Genomic DNA, 16,518 nt, shown 5'->3' with positions numbered 1-16,518 from the left:
ACCGGAACGGGTTCCCAGAGGGTTACTCGCGCTCGCGGGATGAGGCGTGGCTGAACTACAAGACGTGCCACGAGATCCGGTTCATCCCTCTCCCGGGTCCGGGCTGTAACTCGCACCCGGTGACGCCCCGCCCGGACTTCTGCGTCCCATGCCGAGCACTGACCAAGCACGAAACCACCGATTCCCCGGACTGGGGAACAAACGCCTTAGGAGGCACATCATGAAAATCAGCTGGACATCACTAGAGGAACATCGCCGGAGTGCGCAGACTCTCGACCGGGTACGGGCTGCGTTCCTCAATCAGCGGGATCCCCGCGTCAATCCGGGCTTGAAAGCCGCCATGGACGCCGTTGCCGTTGAGGGTCACCCGGATCAGGTGGCCGACCTGAACACCCTTATCGGCGTTGCTGAGCGCCGGTTCGGTACTACCCCCGAGGGAGGCGCAGCATGAGCGACTACAGCCGGGATATGTCCATGGATGATCGGATCGGGGAGCTTCAAGCAGCGTCGAAGCGTGGCCGGGACATCCGTAAGTCCGGGCCGCTGAACGCGTTGAGGCGCTCTGTGGAGGTCCATGGCTCCATCGATCAGATCCGCGCCGTGGGGGAGCTTGTGTGCCGCGCGGAAAGCAAGTTCGGTGCTCTCAAGGTAGACCAGAAAGGAATGACGAAATGAGCAGCACGGTAGAACGGCAGTGTGACGAGATCTTGACGGACATGTTGCACGCGGTGGCACGGCTCGATGACCCGCGCCGGGATCGGGCCGCATGGATCCGGGTCGAGTTGAACGGGACACCCGCACAGAAACAGCGGTTGCGGAGGATCGAGGAGGTAGCCGAACGTCAGGTCGAAGTGAACCGGCTTGAAGCGTTGGGCGGGAAGAGAGTCCAGGAGGAGCGGGAATCGACGCGGGATTCTGCTGCTGACAGGAAGCTTGAACGGCAGCGGTTCTTGGACGGTGAGCGATGAGCACCGCGAGGAAGCCGAAGCCGCCGACAGCGGAGGAGCTACGCGCTGAGATCGTCGCGGAGGTCACGGCCGAGCTTGAGCGGCTGGCAGAGGTTGACCGGGAAACCCGGGAGGAGATCAGCCGGTTGGACGCTGAGCATGACGTCAAGCTCGACCGTTGGCAGGTCGACTGTGCGGAGGCTCGCGCCGAGTACCGGCCGGAACCGCCGCGCCCGGAGCGGGAGAGCATCGCCCAGCTGCAGCAGCTACTTCACCGGCTGCACGAGGCCCGAACCGCAGCGCATGATCGCGCCGAGAAGATGCTGGGACACCAGAAGCTCATGATCGAGAGCCGATGGCAGGAAGCCAGGGAAACCCTCACGCGGAGGACAGAGGAAGCGCTGAAACCGTTGGAAGCTCTCGCGGTGGAGGTAGGGGACTGGCGCCGTCTGCTCTCCGATGCACGGCTGGCAGATGAACGGGTCAAGGGTGTTCGTCTCCTGAACGGGGAGGCGTCCCGGATGCGGTCAAGTATCGGCGTCCCGGACTTGCAGGCACTCGCAGCCGGAACGGATCCGCTGGCACCCGCGCCGCTCCCGCCGACCAGCGCGCGGGATAAGGAAGCCGCCGACCGGGGCGAACGGGAAGCGTTCCGCAGGAGTCAGGACAAAAGTCAGGGCGGGACATGGCGGCAAACGTGAGCGGAAACGACAGAAATGCGCGGTTATCGCGAAAACAGGAGGCCGCACTGGCCGCGCTCGCCGTCGTCGGCAGCACAAAGGAAGCCGCCGAGCGTGTAGGGGTAGCTGAATCGACCGTGCGCCGATGGTTCGCTTCCGAGCCGTTCAGGGAGGCTTACCGGCAGCAGTCACGCGAGTTGAACGGTGAAGCGCTGGATGATCTGCGGATGGCGCAGAAAGAGGCCGTGCGGGTGCTCCGAGCGGGTCTGTCAGCGGAGAGCCCTGCAACTCAGGTCCGGGCCGCGTCGAGACTGTTGGAAGTCGGGTTGAAGATCCGGGATGACGACATTGAGGCACGGCTGGCCGACCTTGAGCGGAGGGCCGAACCATGAGCGACGTCGAGCGGAGGTTGCGGGTGCTGGAAGCCCGGAACGAGATCCTGCACGGTGACAGTTCCGGGCCGAGCATGGCCGAGTTGGGAGAGCTTGGCAGGCTGACCGTGGCCGCGTTGGAGTCCTGGGACTCGATCCGTGGGGACGCGGTACAGGCTAAAGCCGCTTTCACCCTGATGAGAGTTGCAAGCCTCGCGTTGGACGTGCTGCAGGGCCGCGAGATCGTGGAGTCCGTACAGGTCGAGGTCCGCGCGCTGATGTCACCCACCCGGGAGCGGTTCCGGGTCTACGGATGGCAGGAGCACAAGCACCCGGACGCGCTGGCGCTGTTCGAGCAGCTGCAGCGGGAAAGGCACCTGTGAGCCGTTGGGATCCTGCCCGGGCACTGGGAGAGCCGGTACGTCTGTGAGGAACGCGTAAGGCAGCCTGCGGACGATGGCCGGAAGGAAAGCGATGACTCGAAGAGGTCAGTTCTAGGAACTGACCTCTTCGCCTGCCATGGAAGCTTCGAGCTTCTCAGGTGAGAAATCTTCGAAGGGGATCTTGGTCGGCAGGGCAAGGATGGTAGAAGACTTCGAGATGATGCTTTCCAGCGCCAGGAACTCATGAACGGCCGACCAGATCTCTACCCAAGGTGCGGGGATCTCCGTCCAGATTGCTTCGCCCGTTGGCCAGTGAAGCTCACCGCGTAGTGTGAATGATCGCGGGTCGTCCTTCCCCGGGCGTCTCAAGACGGTGAACCCCGCTCCCTCAAGCGCCTGCTCGATCACTCCCGTATTCACGAAAGCCGCGATCAACAATCGGCCGTGCAGCATGTCGGAGATAGCTCTATGAGGGATGTCGTATGCAGTGAACGGAAGCACGAATCGGGCGAACTCATTGTCCTCGGCTATAGGGATCTGCTGGATTGTGAGGCGGTTACGTTCTCCTAGCGCCTCCTTGACGATGCTCTGTTGGATACGCGTGTTGAGGTCGTACTTCTTGACGTCCCCCGGCTCCAATCCTTGAGCGTTATACCAGATGCCGTACCCGACGAACTCATCGATCGAGAAGTACGAGAAGCCCTCTCGCCGTGCTTCGCGAATGGTTCGTCTCAGCTCGGCCCAGTGTGGTTTTTCCTCGTAATCGGCCTCAAGAGCCAAGTGCAAAGTGTCGCCGATCTTATTCACTTTGTCGGCTTCCGCAGTGCGGTAGGCGACTGCTTCGACCATTCGCTCGAACTGCTTGGGGATACGGCGGTCTTCCCTGCGTTTCTGGGTAGAAGCGTTAGTGTCCTGGGGGATAGGAGACGCTTTCAACTCGGGAATAGGGCGGGCCGAGACCTCCGGAAAGGACTCCGTTCCAATCGCGGAAACTCGCAGGTCAAGAGACACTGAACCGTCGTCCCCTTCGGTTTGCGAGATGCGCGTCGTTTTTATTTCCAACGTGCGAAAGAACCGTTCACTGGAGTCGTCGCCAAACGAGAGTAGGGTCAGATCTCCTATGCGGAGACAGTCCGTTATGTCATGGATGATGGGCAGTCCCCAGCCCTCATTCAAGAAATTCGCGGCTGAGATTCCTACCCCACGGCTTCCATCGTCCTCTTTTGGGGCCAAAGGGACGCGCGCGTTTTTGCCCAGTGCATAGATGGCTTGCTTGTCGTGAAGTAACACCCGCCAAGCCAGACCGTCTCCGACTCTCCGGGAGTGCCAGCGCACGACTCGCAGCTCCCGCAAGTGAGCAATTAGCGCTCTGTCCCGCCTTGCTTTGGGTTTCACTGCAGCTATTTCTCGCTGGATGTCCCGCTGTAGCTCGGCGACTTGCGATTGATGATCAATGAAGGACTGCAGCCCCTCGGCTAAGAAACCGCGCTTGGAGCTTCCCTTGGCAAGAGTTTCGATACGGCGTAGATAGGAGCGAATCACTCGCTCTTCGGCTTTCCCCATTGGGACAGTATTTCCTACCCGCGCGACAGTGAAAGCCCGTTCCCGTTTTGTGGCTGGCCCGCTCGGCGCAGCGAAGACGTGACCCGCCTGCGAGAGGGCTTGTACGCACCGCCAAAGGGCTATCAGGACGTGCAGGATTTTGTGGGGGATTTGTGGGGGAAAAGGTGCTCAAACGGGACTACAGGGGATAACAGGAGCGCTGAGCCCTTACGGAAAATCCGCAGAAACTCAGCGCTCCAGGCTATTCCCGGCTACAGCTGATAACTCGGAAGCGGCAACTGTAAATCAGCTGGCACAGCCTACGGGGGTTCGAATCCCTCATCTGCCACTCGCCACGAAAGGCCCGTACTACCCGGAAATCCAGGGGAGTGCGGGCCTTTCGCTTTGGCCGCACTTGATCAAGGAGCGCTTTCAGCGCCAAGCGGGTGAATGTCCCAGAGATAGCAGATTGTGCTCGCGTCTGTGTTGTGCAGAGTGTTGAAGTAGAGCCACTGCCAGCCTGTAGCGTCGTTGTTGTCCGCCGGTGCAGGAGGGCACTGATCAGGCGTATGCCAGCGTTCACCGTCGAAAAGGTGGTGAACATTGCCGCTCGGGGTTGCCGGTGGCTCCGCGCCGTGCGGCCCCCGAGGCAGGACGAGCTTTTCTTTCAACGTGGTTGCAGGCGCAATTGCATATAGTTCCGTGCGTCCTGGATCAGGAATGAAAGGGAGTTGCGAGAACAGTTCGTCGAGCAGAGCGATGCTGCGTTCGAGTGAATCTTCAGCATCCAGTTGGTGGGTGAGGATCAATGCCGTATGGCGGGCCATCTTCGTCCTTCCGTAGCGTTTCGTCGGCGAAACTGACGCTATTGGAAGCTCCATTTCGAATGGGGCTCCTACGACAGATTGTGGATAACCGCCTTCGATCCAAGCCACGTTGTACCAAGCGGCCTCGCGCAGAGCGAACAGGACGAGACATCTCCGCCGATTCTCGTTAGCGTGAAGATATGGCAACTATTGACATCACCGAGGCAACCTTCCCCGAGACCATCGAAACGAACGACATTGTCTTCGTCGATTTCTGGGCCGAATGGTGTGGCCCGTGCAAGCAGTTTGCTCCCGTGTACGACGCCGTGTCCCAGCAGCACAGCGACGTCACCTTCGCGAAGGTGGACACTGAAGCCGAGCAGTCGCTCGCCGCGGCAGCAGGCATCACCTCCATCCCCACGCTGATGGCGTTCCGCGAGAAGGTCCTGGTCTTCTCGCAGCCGGGTGCGCTGAACAACAACCAGTTCACCGAGTTGGTCGACGCAGTCAAGGCACTGGACATGAATGAAGTCCACGCGCAGGTCGCCGAGCAGCAGGCCAAGGCCCAGGTTGACGGTGCGCAGGCTGACGGTGCTCAGCCTGAAAGCGCGCAGCGCCAGGCATAACAAGACTTCATCGCGAAGGCTTCGGCACCCGTCAACAGCGGGAGCCGGAGCTTTCGTGCGTTTAACCCAGCACGTGCACACGATCCTGCATCTTCTGACCCAGAACGACCACGTCGGCAACGCCACCTGCCGAGAACCAGCGGCTGGGAAGAGCACAGCAGTTGAGAAGCTGCAGGATTCTGCCCCTAACCACAGAACCTACCGCCGCCGGTGGTCCTCCGGTGAGAGCCGCGGCCCGTACGCCTGCTTCCGGAATCCGCTGGCATAGAGCATCCGCACCACCCGTTGACGCTGGCCGGCCCAAGGTCTGAGCAATTCGAGCATCCCGGCGTCGTCGGTGCGCTCGCCAGTCAGCGCCGCCCCAACGAACGCCGCGAGGTGGAAGTCGCCCACCGAAATCGAATCGGGACACCCGTGCGTGCGCTGAAGCACCTCGGCAGCAGTCCAGACGCCGATTCCCGGAAGGGAACACAGTCCGGCGTGCACGCCCGCAGCATCAAGTCCCGCCAGCCGCTCCAGGCCGGACGCGACCCCGGCAGCCCGCAGCGCTGCCGCCGACCGCTTCGAATCAACCCCTGCCCGGTGCCACTCCCACGACGGAACCCGCCGCCACTGCGCAGCAGTAGGAGGCAACCGAAGCTCCCGCGGAGCTCCGGGCGCAACGGGCGCCGGATCGCCGAAGCGGGTCACCAGGTACCGCCATGCACGCTTCGCCTCAAGCCCCGTCACCTTCTGTTCCAGAATCACGCGCACGACGGCGTCAAGCATCCTTCCGGTCGCAGGTAGCCGAAGGCCAGGGTGAAGATAGCGGCCCTTCCGGGCCAACTCCGGCAGCTCAGCGGCAAATGTGGGGGAGTCGAACCGGCTCCAGTCATCGGCCAAACCCGCCAGCCGCGGAACTGAGGCAAGGGCAAGGGAAGCACCCGGTCCCCACGCCGTCGCGTGCACGGAAGATGACCGCAGCCCACCGCGCTGGGACAAGCGAAGGGTGGCCGCGCCGTCGTCGTTCCGGAAAGCCATCCACACCGCGCCTTCACGGAACACGACAGTGGGATCGGAAGGACCGCACTGCAGCGGTCCCACGGAAGGCAGTAGTGCGTACGGCTCATGGAGCTCCCACTCCGCCGACAGGGCGGCCGGGGCGGAAGCGGTGATGGTCATGCTGTTAATGCTCGCACGTAGCCGTGACACTTCCATCGTTCAGGACTGTCACAGCCTCGCGGTAACTTGTTAACCATGAAGTTCGCCAACTCCGTCCTGGATCTCATCGGTAACACCCCCCTCATCAAGCTCAACAACGTGACTGATGGCATCGCCGCCACCGTCCTGGTGAAGGTGGAGTACATGAATCCCGGCGGGTCGGTGAAGGACCGCATCGCCGTCAAGATCATCGACGCGGCAGAGAAAGAGGGCAAGCTGAAGCCCGGTGGCACTATCATCGAGCCCACGTCGGGTAATACGGGCGTCGGGCTTGCGCTTGTTGCCCAGCAGCGCGGGTACAAGTGCATCTTCGTGGTCCCGGACAAGGTGGGGGTGGACAAGCGCAACGTCCTCGCAGCCTACGGCGCCGAGGTGGTTGTCACCCCGACGGCCGTTGCGCCGGACAGCCCGCAGTCGTACTACGGCGTCTCGGACCGACTCACCCGCGAGATTCCGGGCGCGTTCAAGCCCGATCAGTTCTCCAATCCCAACGGCCCGCTCAGCCACTATGAGAGCACCGGCCCAGAGATCTGGCGGGACACTGAGGGCCGGATCACGCACTTCGTCACAGGTGTGGGCACGGGCGGCACCATCAGCGGCACCGGCCGCTACCTCAAGGACGTCTCGAAGGACCGCGGGTCGGGCGCCGTACGTGTCATCGGCGCAGACCCTGAGGGTTCGGTCTACTCCGGCGGCACCGGGCGTCCGTACTTCGTCGAGGGCGTCGGCGAGGACATGTGGCCGGACGCCTATGACCCGGCGGTTCCTGACCAGATCATCCCCGTGAACGACGCCGAGAGTTTTGCCATGACCCGCAGGCTCGCCCGTGAGGAGGGCCTGCTGGTGGGTGGATCGTCGGGTATGGCGGTAGTGGCTGCGCTCCGTGCGGCGAAGGACCTTCCCAAGGAGGACGTCGTCGTCGTTCTCCTGCCTGACAGCGGCCGCGGCTACCTGGGGAAGATTTTCAATGACGACTGGATGAAGTCCTACGGTTTCATGGACAGCGGCGATGAGTCGTCGGTCGGCGAGGTGCTCCGCTCGAAGAACGGCGCGCTGCCGGACCTCGTGCACACGCATCCGAACGAGACCGTTCGGGACGTCATCATGATCATGAATGAATTCGGCGTGTCCAACATCCCGGTCCTCTCGCAGGAACCGCCGGTGGTCATGGGAGAAGTCCTCGGCTCGGTCGATGAGCGGCACCTCACGGAGAAGATTTTCCACGGCACTGCCAAGCTCACCGACAAGATCTCCGAGCACATGGGGGAGAAGATGCCGATCATCGGCTCACTCGAGTCGGTGACCACTGCGCGGGAGCGGCTCCAGGGCAGCGACGCCCTGATGGTCACCTTTGTCGGGGCGCCCGTGGGAATACTTACGCGCCATGACCTGCTGACGTATCTGAGCAGCTAAAGCTTCCTAACGATTGGAAAGGTGAGCAATGCCTTCATCGAACGGCTTCAACACGCGCGCGGTCCACGCGGGGCAGACCCCGGACCCAACCACGGGAGCGGTCATTCCGCCGCTGTACCAGACAACCACTTTCGCGCAGGACGGCATCGGCAAACTGCGCAACGGATATGAGTACGGCCGCGGCACCAACCCCACCCGCGATTCCCTACAGTCCCAGCTCGCAGCTCTTGAGGGGGCGGAGCACGCATTCAGCTTCTCCTCCGGCCTCGCGGCCGAGGACGCCCTGATCCGGGCAGCACTGAGGCCCGGCGACCACATTGTCCTGGGCAACGACGCCTACGGCGGAACCTACCGGCTCATCAACCGCGTACTCGCAGACTGGGGCATCACCAACTCAGCGGTGGACATGTCGGATCTCGACGCCGTCGAAAACGCGGTGAAGTCCGGGAACACCCGCATGGTCTGGGTTGAGACGCCGTCCAACCCGATGATGAAAATTACGGACATCGCAGCCATCGCCGCCGTAGCAAAGGAGGCCGGCGCGCTGCTGGTGGTCGACAACACGTTCGCCACCCCGTACCTGCAGCAGCCGCTCGCGTTCGGTGCCGACGTTGTTGTGCACTCGACCACGAAGTACATCGGTGGCCATTCCGACGCAAGCGGCGGCGCCGTCGTCCTCAATGATGCTGACCTCGCCGAAAAGGTGGGCTTCATCCAGTTCGCGGTGGGCGCTGTGTCTGCCCCCATGGAGGCGTGGCTGACCACGCGCGGGCTGAAGACTCTCGGTGTGCGGATGGACCGGCACAGCTCCAATGCGTTGGCTATCGCGCAGTGGCTTCAGGGCCGTGAAGAAGTGGAGCGCGTGTACTACCCGGGCTTGGCGGATCACCCCGGCCATGAACTGGCGGCGCGGCAGATGCGCGACTTCGGCGGCATGATTTCGGTGTCCTTCAAGGGCGGCGAGCAGGCCGCGCGCACCGTCGCTGAATCCACCGAGCTCTTCACCCTGGCGGAATCCCTCGGCGGCATCGAGTCGCTGATGAACTACCCGTCCGAGATGACGCATGCGTCGGTCAAGGGCACGGAGCTGGCGGTGCCTGAGAATCTGGTGCGCCTGTCCGTCGGCATCGAGGATGTCGAGGACCTCATCGCGGACCTCGAAAAGGCATTCGCGAGCCTCTAGGAGATCAGCGCTTCCGGAACGGGCTCACTGTCCGGCTGGCCAGCCGCACCCATTTGTTCTGGGGCTTGGGGCTGATCCGCTGGAACCAGGCCGTGGACGTCGGAAGCCACATCAGCACCACGCCGATCAGCATGACCACGCTCACCACGGACAGCCCGGGCGTGCGGCGGACCAGGATCGGCACTCCAACAATGAGCCCGATCGTGGTCAGAAGTTCGCGCGCGCCGCGTTTGCCCCGCCGGAGGCCCAGAACCAGCACCAGTTGAATGACGGCGAGTCCGCCCAGAAGCGCGCCGAGGCCGATCAGCCCCGCCCGGTCTATTTCCTGGGCCGCCGCAGAGATCAGGAAGCTCGCGGCGGCGATCAGGAACAGGACGCTGACCAGCACCTCCACGGCAATCGCTGCCCGAATGGTCAGCGGCCGTGGCGGAAGGTCGGGGCGGGGCTGTCGTGCCACGTCAGCCCCGGGGAGCTACGACGCCGGTGCGTGCGACGTCGTCGTAACGGTAGACCTCTTTGCCGCCGATCCAGACGGTGAGCGCACGCTGCATGACATCCAGCGGATCACCGCTCCAGAGGACGACGTCGGCGTCCTTGCCCGGCTCCAGGGAACCGATGCGCTCAGCCAGCCCCAGCACCTTCGCGGGGTTGATGGTGATGGAGCGCAGCGCCGTGACCGGGTCCAGCCCCTCCTTCACGGAGAGGGTCGCCTGGTGAACCAGGAAGTTGATCGGGATGACCGGGTGATCCGTGATGATGGAGATTTCGACGCCGGCAGCCGCCAGCTTGCCCGGGTTGGCGATGGAGCGGCCGCGCAGTTCCACCTTGGACTTGGTGGTGAACAGCGGGCCGATCAGCACCGGGATTCCGCGCTCCGCCAGCACATCGGCGAGCAGGTGCGCTTCGGTGCCGTGGTCAAGCACCAGGTCGTAGCCGAACTCCTCCGCGATGCGCAGCGCGGTGGCGATGTCGTCGGCGCGGTGGGCGTGCTGCCGCCAGGGAATCTCGCGGCGCAGCACCATGGCCAGGGCCTCGAGCTTCGGGTCGCGGGCGTTCTCGTCCGCCTTGCCCATGTAGTTCTGCGCGTCCATGAACGCCTTGCGGATGATCATGGCTGTGCCGAGCCGCGTGGAGGGCGTCTGCTTCTTCTCGCCGTACACGCGCTTGGGATTCTCGCCGAGCGCCGACTTCAGCCCGCTGGGGGAGCGCAGCACCATCTCTTCGATGTACCGGCCGTGCGTGTGGATCGCAACGGCGAGGCCGCCGATCGGGTTGCCGGATCCGGGATTCACGTTCACCGAGGTCACCCCGCCGGCCAGGGCGTCGTCGAACCCTGGGTCGTAGGGGTTCACGGCGTCCAGCGCGCGGACACCGGCGGTGACCGGGTCCGTCATCTCGTTGGTGTCATCGCCGGCCCAGCCTTCGCCCTCTTCGTGCGTGCCGAGGTGCACGTGCGCATCGACGAAGCCCGGAAGGAGCCACTTGCCGGCGGCGTCGACGACGTCGGCACCCTCCGGTGCTTGAACGTCGGCTCCCAGTGCGGAGACCTTGCCGTTCTCGATAAGCACGGTTCCGTCGAAGGGTTCGCCTTCAATGGGAACGACGTGCGCATTGACGATTGCTGTGACAGTCATGGGTGAAGACCTTTCGCCGGTGGTGGGGGTCACAGTCAAACTTACCGTCTGCCTACACTGATCCGATGATGCAACGATCAGCCCTGATCACCGGCGCCGGCCGTCCCGAGGGAATCGGGGCGGGAATCGCCCGCGCCCTTGCCGCCGAGGGATGGGATCTTGTCCTCTCCTACTGGCACCCCTATGACGAGCGGGTCAACCAGGCCACGGATCCCTACACCGAGTTGCGGGACCTCGCCGCTGAGCTGGAGGCCATCGGCTCGCGCGTCACGCTGCTGCCCGCAGATCTGGAGCAACCGGGCACACCGGATGCACTCATCCACGACGCCGCGGAGCTTGGCCCATTGACCGGGCTGGTGCTTTCCCACGCGGAAAGCGTTGACTCATCCATCCTCGATACGACGGTGGACAGCTTCGACCGTCACTTCGCCGTCAATGTACGTGCCGCCTGGCAGCTCATCCGCGCCTTCGCGCTGCAGTGCCCGGACGACGGCGGCGCAATTGTCGCGCTGACCAGTGACCATACGGTGCACAACCTTCCGTACGGAGCATCGAAAGGCGCACTCGACCGGATAGTCATGGCCGCAGCGCGTGAGTTGGGAGAGCGGAAGATCAGCTCCAACGTGCTGAATCCGGGTCCAGTGGATACCGGCTGGATGACGGACGAGGTACGCGAAGCGCTCATCCATCAGCAGCCAACGGGGAGCCTCGGCACACCGGCCGATGTGGCCGGCGTCGTCGCCTTCCTCCTGTCCCCGGCGGGCCGGTGGATCAACGGGCAGCTCATCAAGGCCGACGGCGGGTTCTCGGCCTCCTGAAAGCGCCGCCGCGTGACGTGCGCGCGTCCGGATACCATCGCTACATGACAACAGGTTTCCTTCTTGCCGTATGCCGCGTTCACGCCCTGCTGCCCACGAAGGATTCCACCGGCGTCACGGCGATCGACAAGCGGGCCGCCGCCGGGCCCGTCAAAGTGCATCCGCTCGGCCTGACCGGCGACATCCAGGCAAGCAGGAAGCACCACGGCGGCCCGTCCAAGGCCCTGTACGCCTACTCGCAGGAAGACGCCGACTTCTGGTCAGTCGAACTGGGACGCGACATGTTTCCCGGCAAGTTCGGTGAGAATCTCCGCGTCTCCGGGATCGAAGCCACCCACGCGGTGATCGGCGAACGGTGGCGGATCGGGGACGTGCTCCTCGAGGTGACTGAGCCGCGGACCCCGTGCATGAACTTCGCCCGGTACCTGGGGGAACCCAACTGGGTGAAGCGCTTCGCTGCTGAAGGCAGGATCGGCACGTACCTCCGCGTCCTCAAGGGCGGGCACATCGAGGCGGGGGACGCCGTCGTCGTCGAAGACCGGCCGGAGCATGGGGTGACCGTCGGCCAGCTTTTCGCCGGCCTCTCACCTGACCAGGCGGCCAGGCTGCAGGCAGCGCACGACGGCGGCGCGATCCTCACGCCGGACGTCGCCAAAGTGCTCGCCCGTGCACTGGCACAGATACGGGTGCAGCAGGTCCCCGCCTGACCTGGTGCCCTCGCCCGGAACTATGTGCGCGGTCCGGGCCTCGTCTTGCGCCGTGGGAGCCAGGGACGCGGACGATCATGCAGATCGTTGGGTAGCGCGGTCTCAATGCGGTCATCGACCTGATCGCCGAAATGTTCATCGAAGTTCTCGGACAGGTTCACCGTGACGTTCTCGCCGATCTCGCGTTGGAGCTCGGACTGCCGCTGCCGGCGCTCGGCACGCACCAGCAACTGATGCTCCGCATGGAGAGCCTTGTACAGCGAAATGCACATCCCGATAATGACGATGCTGATCGGCAGGGCGGTAAGGATAGCTCCGGTCTGCAGCGCCGCGAGTCCACCGGCAAGCAACAGGGCGATTGCCAGCGCACCTTCCAGGCATGCCCACAACACGCGGCTCCACTTGGGCGGATCTGTCTCGCCGCCGGAGGCCAGCATGTCTACCACCAGGGAACCGGAGTCGGAGGACGTGATGAAGAAGATCGCCACCAGCGCGATCGCAACAACAGAGAGCAGCCCGCCCAGCGGCAGGCTCTCGAGGAGGTTGAAGAGCACTTCCTCGGACACGATGCCCTCGGCCGGGTCGAATAGGCCTCCGTTGGAATCTTCGAACGCGCGGTTGATAGCGGTTCCGCCCAGCACGGCAAACCAGATGAAGCTGACCATCGACGGAACCAGGAGCACACCCAGAACAAACTCGCGGATGGTGCGGCCACGGGAAATTCGTGCAATGAACAGGCCGACGAACGGCGCCCAGGACATCCACCATCCCCAGTAGAAGATAGTCCAGGCGCCCTGCCAGTCGCGGCCGGCTTCTCCGGCGAAGGCGCTGGAATCGAAGGACAGCCCTACGACTGACTGAAGGTAACCGCCGAAGGACTGCACAAATTCGCGGAACAGGAACAGTGTGGGGCCGAGCAGGAGAATCGATATGAGGAACACTGCGGCCATGCCGAGGTTGATGTTCGAAAGCCACTTGATGCCCTTGCCGACACCGCTCACCACAGACAGGACAGCAATGAACGTGATGACGACGATGAGGCCGACGAGGAGCGCATCAGTGGATTCGCCGAAGGCACCGATCTGGACCAGGCCCGCTGAGATTTGCTGCACTCCGAGTCCCAGGGAGGTGGCAACACCAAAGACAGTGCCGACGATAGCGATGATGTCGATGATGTCCCCTGCGCGTCCGCGCACACGGTTACCCAGCAGCGGTTCAAGCGCCCAGCGGATGGATACGGGCCGGCCTTTGCGGTGGATGGCGTAGGCCAGTGAGAGCCCGACGACGGCGTAGATTCCCCAGGCGTGGAAACCCCAATGAAGGTAAGTCTGCGTCATGGCTGCGTTGGCGAGCTCCCGGGCGTCGCCCTCAACGCCCGGCTTCGGATTGACGAAGAACGTCAATGGCTCGGCGGCGCCCCAGAAGACGAGTCCGATTCCCATTCCTGCCGCAAAGAGCATCGCGAACCAGGAGAGCAGCTTGAATTCCGGTTCACCGTCATCTTTGCCAAGCTTTATGTCGCCGAACCGGCTCAGCCCCATCCAGAAGGCAAAAACCACGAACGCAGCAACAACCAGCAGGTAGTAAGGGCCGAAGACCGCTACGACGCCGGTCTGTGCGGCCGCCAGCGCCGTACCCGTACCTTCCGGGAACAGAATTGCAAGCAGAGCAGCAACCACGATGATGATCAGCGAGGGCCAGAATATTCGGGGAGCGAGGATGACGGCTTTGCCTCTGCTTCGCTGCGTGCCGGAGTTGTAGCTCTGCTGAGCGGCCGTATCCCGTTTCGATTTCATGAGAATCCTTGAGGCAGCAAGTAGGAGAAGTATCGGGATGCCAGTGTTTCAATGCTCAACCTCAGATGCAAGGAACCGTGTGTGGTGCGCAATGCCTTGCCTGTGGGCAGCCTCACGTCCCGATTGCGTCTTGAACGGAAGAGTCGGGAGCTCGGTGGGGTACACTTGAAACATCCCCCACACCGGTTTTCCCTTTATTCCTGCCCTCAAGCGGCATGGATTGGTTGTGTTGGGGCCCGCTACGTATTGCGAAGCGGGCAGATTCATTCAGGGAGCGCCGGTCAGAAACATTGCACTTCACCGCTGTGATAGCGGTGCGAAGTTGGAATGTATGGTCCTGCCGCGGGATTGAAACAGCGCTGGATTTCCTGTTCATGCGGCTCATCAACGCCGCCCGGCTCCTAGTGAAGGTCAACTTCCCCATGCCTGAAAACCTTGCCCCTGACGTTAACGCCACACCTGAAACCGAAGCCACCGGCACCCCGGATGTCACGTTCGCGGACTTCAACCTCGACGGCCGCGTGCTTGCCGCACTGTCCGACGTCGGCTATGAAAAGCCTTCGCCCATCCAGGCGGCCACCATTCCGGTACTGCTGGAAGGGCGCGACGTCGTCGGCCTCGCCCAGACCGGCACCGGCAAGACCGCCGCGTTCGCTGTCCCTGCACTGTCCAGGATGGCTGAGCTTGCGGATCTCAACGGTCCGGCGAAGTTCACCCAGGTCCTCGTCCTTGCACCGACCCGCGAGCTCGCGCTCCAGGTCGCAGAGGCGTTTGCCTCCTACGCCAAGCACATCGAAAACTTCACGGTGCTGCCCGTCTACGGCGGTTCGCCCTATGGGCCGCAGCTGGCAGGCCTTCGCCGCGGCGCGCAGGTAGTGGTCGGCACCCCCGGCCGTGTCATCGACCACCTGTCCAAGGGATCGCTGGACCTGTCCAACCTGCAGTACCTCGTGCTCGATGAAGCTGACGAGATGCTGCGCATGGGCTTCGCCGACGACGTGGAGCAGATCCTCGCAGGGACCCCGGAGGACAAGCAGGTAGCGCTGTTCTCCGCGACCATGCCGAGCGCCATCCGCCGTATCGCCCAGAAGTACCTGAACAACCCGCAGGAAATCACGGTCAAGTCGAAGACCACCACCGGTGCCAACACCCGGCAGCGGTTCCTGCAGGTGATGGGCCCGCACAAGCTCGACGCCATGACGCGCATCCTTGAGGTCGAGGACTTCGACGGAATCATCGCCTTCGTGCGCACCAAAATGGCCACTGAAGACCTGGCGGACAAGTTGCGTTCCCGGGGCTTCCAGGCCGCTGCCATCAACGGTGACATTCCCCAGCAGCAGCGTGAGCGCACCATCGAGGCTCTGCGTGATGGAAAGATCGACATCCTCGTGGCAACGGACGTCGCAGCCCGTGGCCTCGATGTTGAGCGCATCTCCCTCGTGGTCAACTACGACATCCCGCATGACACCGAGTCCTACGTCCACCGCATCGGACGCACCGGCCGCGCAGGCCGCGCAGGCGACGCCATCCTGTTCATCACGCCGCGGGAGAAGTACCTGCTGCGTTCCATTGAGAAGGCAACGCGCCAGCCGGTCGAGCAGATGCACCTGCCCTCCACGGAGGCTGTCAACGAGCTCCGCCTGAACAAGTTCGCGGAGCGCATCACCGAGACCCTCGCCACCGAGGACGTCTCAATCTTCCGCGACCTGATCAGCAACTACGAGGACGAGCACAATGTGCCCGCCGCGGAGATCGCCGCTGCGCTTGCCGTCATGTCCCAGGGCGGTAACCCCATCCTGGTCAAGGACATCCCGCAGGCGCCGGCAGGCCAGAAGGAACGGGCAGGCGGCCGCAAGGACGCCTTCGGATCCCGCGGACCCACGCGCACTCTCACCGAGGGCAACGCCACCTACCGCATCGCCGTCGGCCGCCGCCAGCGCGTCATGCCCGGCTCCATCGTTGGAGCTATTGCCAACGAGGGTGGACTCTCGTCGTCGCAGATCGGCGGAATTGACATCCGCGCCGACCACACCCTGGTGGAGCTCCCTGCCGAGCTTTCCAAGGATCAGTGGCGCGCACTGTCCAAGACCCGCATCGGCGGCGAACTGATCCACCTCGAGCTGGACAAGGGACGGCGCCCCAGCAGCGAGCGCCCCTCCGGCGATTTCAAGAAGCCGCACCGCAAAGGTGAGGGTTACCGCGGTGACCGCGGCCACGACGGCGGCTTCCGCCAGGAACGCTCGCACGACGGCGACTTCCGGGCTGACCGCGGTGCCTCCTCCGGCGAGCGCAAGCCGCGTCACCAGAAGGGCGCCGGCGCCGGTAACGGGCGCCGCGAAAAGTGGTAGTTCCAGCACTCTGATTCAGCCCGGACTGCAGCATTCGTAGAAGCGCCGTTGTTGTGCAGAAACG

The 16,518-nt window shown here is 63.5% G+C and carries 18 protein-coding genes; 12 read left to right on the top strand and 6 right to left on the bottom strand.

Annotation, left to right across the window (positions count from 1 at the left end):
* Positions 1–220 precede the first annotated feature (220 nt).
* Genes JOD47_RS03175 through JOD47_RS03150 form a run of 6 tightly spaced genes read left to right on the top strand, consistent with a single transcriptional unit; the run spans position 221 to position 2,381 of the window.
* Positions 221–451 carry a hypothetical protein gene (locus JOD47_RS03175; RefSeq protein WP_204531878.1) on the top strand — a complete coding sequence of 77 codons (231 nt, stop codon included), beginning with the start codon at positions 221–223 and terminating at the stop codon, positions 449–451.
* Positions 448–675, top strand: a complete 228-nt coding sequence (locus tag JOD47_RS03170; protein ID WP_204531877.1) for a hypothetical protein — start codon at positions 448–450, stop codon at positions 673–675. Before JOD47_RS03175 ends, JOD47_RS03170 begins: the two co-directional genes overlap by 4 nt.
* Positions 672–968 (top strand): hypothetical protein, encoded by a 297-nt coding sequence (locus JOD47_RS03165; protein WP_204531876.1) that lies wholly within the window; start codon positions 672–674, stop codon positions 966–968. The genes JOD47_RS03170 and JOD47_RS03165 overlap by 4 nt, the downstream gene beginning before the upstream one ends.
* Positions 965–1,648, top strand: a complete 684-nt coding sequence (locus JOD47_RS03160; protein ID WP_204531874.1) for a hypothetical protein — start codon at positions 965–967, stop codon at positions 1,646–1,648. The genes JOD47_RS03165 and JOD47_RS03160 overlap by 4 nt, the downstream gene beginning before the upstream one ends.
* Entirely contained in the window at positions 1,645–2,019 is a 375-nt protein-coding gene (locus JOD47_RS03155) for a helix-turn-helix domain-containing protein (RefSeq protein ID WP_204531873.1), read from the top strand. Before JOD47_RS03160 ends, JOD47_RS03155 begins: the two co-directional genes overlap by 4 nt.
* On the top strand, positions 2,016–2,381 hold the full coding sequence (locus JOD47_RS03150; protein WP_204531871.1) for a hypothetical protein: 366 nt from the start codon (positions 2,016–2,018) through the stop codon (positions 2,379–2,381). Before JOD47_RS03155 ends, JOD47_RS03150 begins: the two co-directional genes overlap by 4 nt.
* Positions 2,382–2,492: 111 nt before the next feature.
* Here JOD47_RS03150 and JOD47_RS03145 read toward each other — a convergent pair whose 3' ends face one another.
* Both JOD47_RS03145 and JOD47_RS03140 read right to left on the bottom strand, forming a co-directional pair.
* Complete coding sequence (locus tag JOD47_RS03145; protein WP_204531869.1) at positions 2,493–3,944, bottom strand: hypothetical protein; 1,452 nt, start codon at positions 3,942–3,944, stop codon at positions 2,493–2,495.
* 398 nt (positions 3,945–4,342) lie between these two features.
* Positions 4,343–4,750, bottom strand: a complete 408-nt coding sequence (locus JOD47_RS03140) for a hypothetical protein (RefSeq protein WP_204531867.1) — start codon at positions 4,748–4,750, stop codon at positions 4,343–4,345.
* Between the two features lie 179 nt (positions 4,751–4,929).
* Between JOD47_RS03140 and trxA the strand changes: the two genes are divergently transcribed.
* Positions 4,930–5,355, top strand: a complete 426-nt coding sequence (gene trxA / locus JOD47_RS03135; protein ID WP_204531866.1) for a thioredoxin — start codon at positions 4,930–4,932, stop codon at positions 5,353–5,355.
* Between the two features lie 198 nt (positions 5,356–5,553).
* Here the strand turns inward: trxA and JOD47_RS03130 are convergent, their stop codons facing one another.
* Positions 5,554–6,516 carry a DNA-3-methyladenine glycosylase family protein gene (locus tag JOD47_RS03130; protein ID WP_204531859.1) on the bottom strand — a complete coding sequence of 321 codons (963 nt, stop codon included), beginning with the start codon at positions 6,514–6,516 and terminating at the stop codon, positions 5,554–5,556.
* A 75-nt stretch (positions 6,517–6,591) separates the two neighbouring features.
* Here JOD47_RS03130 and JOD47_RS03125 point away from each other — a divergent pair, with 75 nt between their 5' ends.
* On the top strand, positions 6,592–7,968 hold the full coding sequence (locus tag JOD47_RS03125; RefSeq protein WP_204531858.1) for a cystathionine beta-synthase: 1,377 nt from the start codon (positions 6,592–6,594) through the stop codon (positions 7,966–7,968).
* A gap of 28 nt (positions 7,969–7,996) precedes the next feature.
* Positions 7,997–9,151 (top strand): cystathionine gamma-synthase, encoded by a 1,155-nt coding sequence (locus tag JOD47_RS03120; protein WP_204531856.1) that lies wholly within the window; start codon positions 7,997–7,999, stop codon positions 9,149–9,151.
* 4 nt (positions 9,152–9,155) lie between these two features.
* Here JOD47_RS03120 and JOD47_RS03115 read toward each other — a convergent pair whose 3' ends face one another.
* Both JOD47_RS03115 and JOD47_RS03110 read right to left on the bottom strand, forming a co-directional pair.
* On the bottom strand, positions 9,156–9,608 hold the full coding sequence (locus tag JOD47_RS03115) for a hypothetical protein (RefSeq protein ID WP_204531849.1): 453 nt from the start codon (positions 9,606–9,608) through the stop codon (positions 9,156–9,158).
* A 1-nt stretch (position 9,609) separates the two neighbouring features.
* The gene (locus JOD47_RS03110; protein WP_204531847.1) at positions 9,610–10,785 is read right to left on the bottom strand and encodes an amidohydrolase; all 1,176 of its coding nucleotides are present in this window, start codon (positions 10,783–10,785) and stop codon (positions 9,610–9,612) included.
* A gap of 65 nt (positions 10,786–10,850) precedes the next feature.
* Here JOD47_RS03110 and JOD47_RS03105 point away from each other — a divergent pair, with 65 nt between their 5' ends.
* The gene (locus JOD47_RS03105) at positions 10,851–11,603 is read left to right on the top strand and encodes an SDR family NAD(P)-dependent oxidoreductase (protein ID WP_204531846.1); all 753 of its coding nucleotides are present in this window, start codon (positions 10,851–10,853) and stop codon (positions 11,601–11,603) included.
* Between the two features lie 44 nt (positions 11,604–11,647).
* The gene (locus JOD47_RS03100) at positions 11,648–12,310 is read left to right on the top strand and encodes an MOSC domain-containing protein (protein WP_204531844.1); all 663 of its coding nucleotides are present in this window, start codon (positions 11,648–11,650) and stop codon (positions 12,308–12,310) included.
* Between the two features lie 20 nt (positions 12,311–12,330).
* Here JOD47_RS03100 and JOD47_RS03095 read toward each other — a convergent pair whose 3' ends face one another.
* Complete coding sequence (locus tag JOD47_RS03095; RefSeq protein WP_204531843.1) at positions 12,331–14,106, bottom strand: BCCT family transporter; 1,776 nt, start codon at positions 14,104–14,106, stop codon at positions 12,331–12,333.
* A gap of 374 nt (positions 14,107–14,480) precedes the next feature.
* On the opposite strand from JOD47_RS03095, the gene JOD47_RS03090 reads away from it, so the two are divergent.
* On the top strand, positions 14,481–16,454 hold the full coding sequence (locus tag JOD47_RS03090) for a DEAD/DEAH box helicase (RefSeq protein WP_204531841.1): 1,974 nt from the start codon (positions 14,481–14,483) through the stop codon (positions 16,452–16,454).
* The last annotated feature ends 64 nt before the right edge of the window (positions 16,455–16,518 follow it).

It is taken from the genome of Arthrobacter tumbae (genome assembly GCF_016907495.1).
In the GTDB taxonomy this organism is placed as follows: Bacteria; Actinomycetota; Actinomycetes; order Actinomycetales; family Micrococcaceae; genus Arthrobacter_D; species Arthrobacter_D tumbae.
The sequence above is the reverse complement of the archived record's forward strand: the minus strand, read 5'-3'. Positions and strand labels throughout refer to the sequence as shown.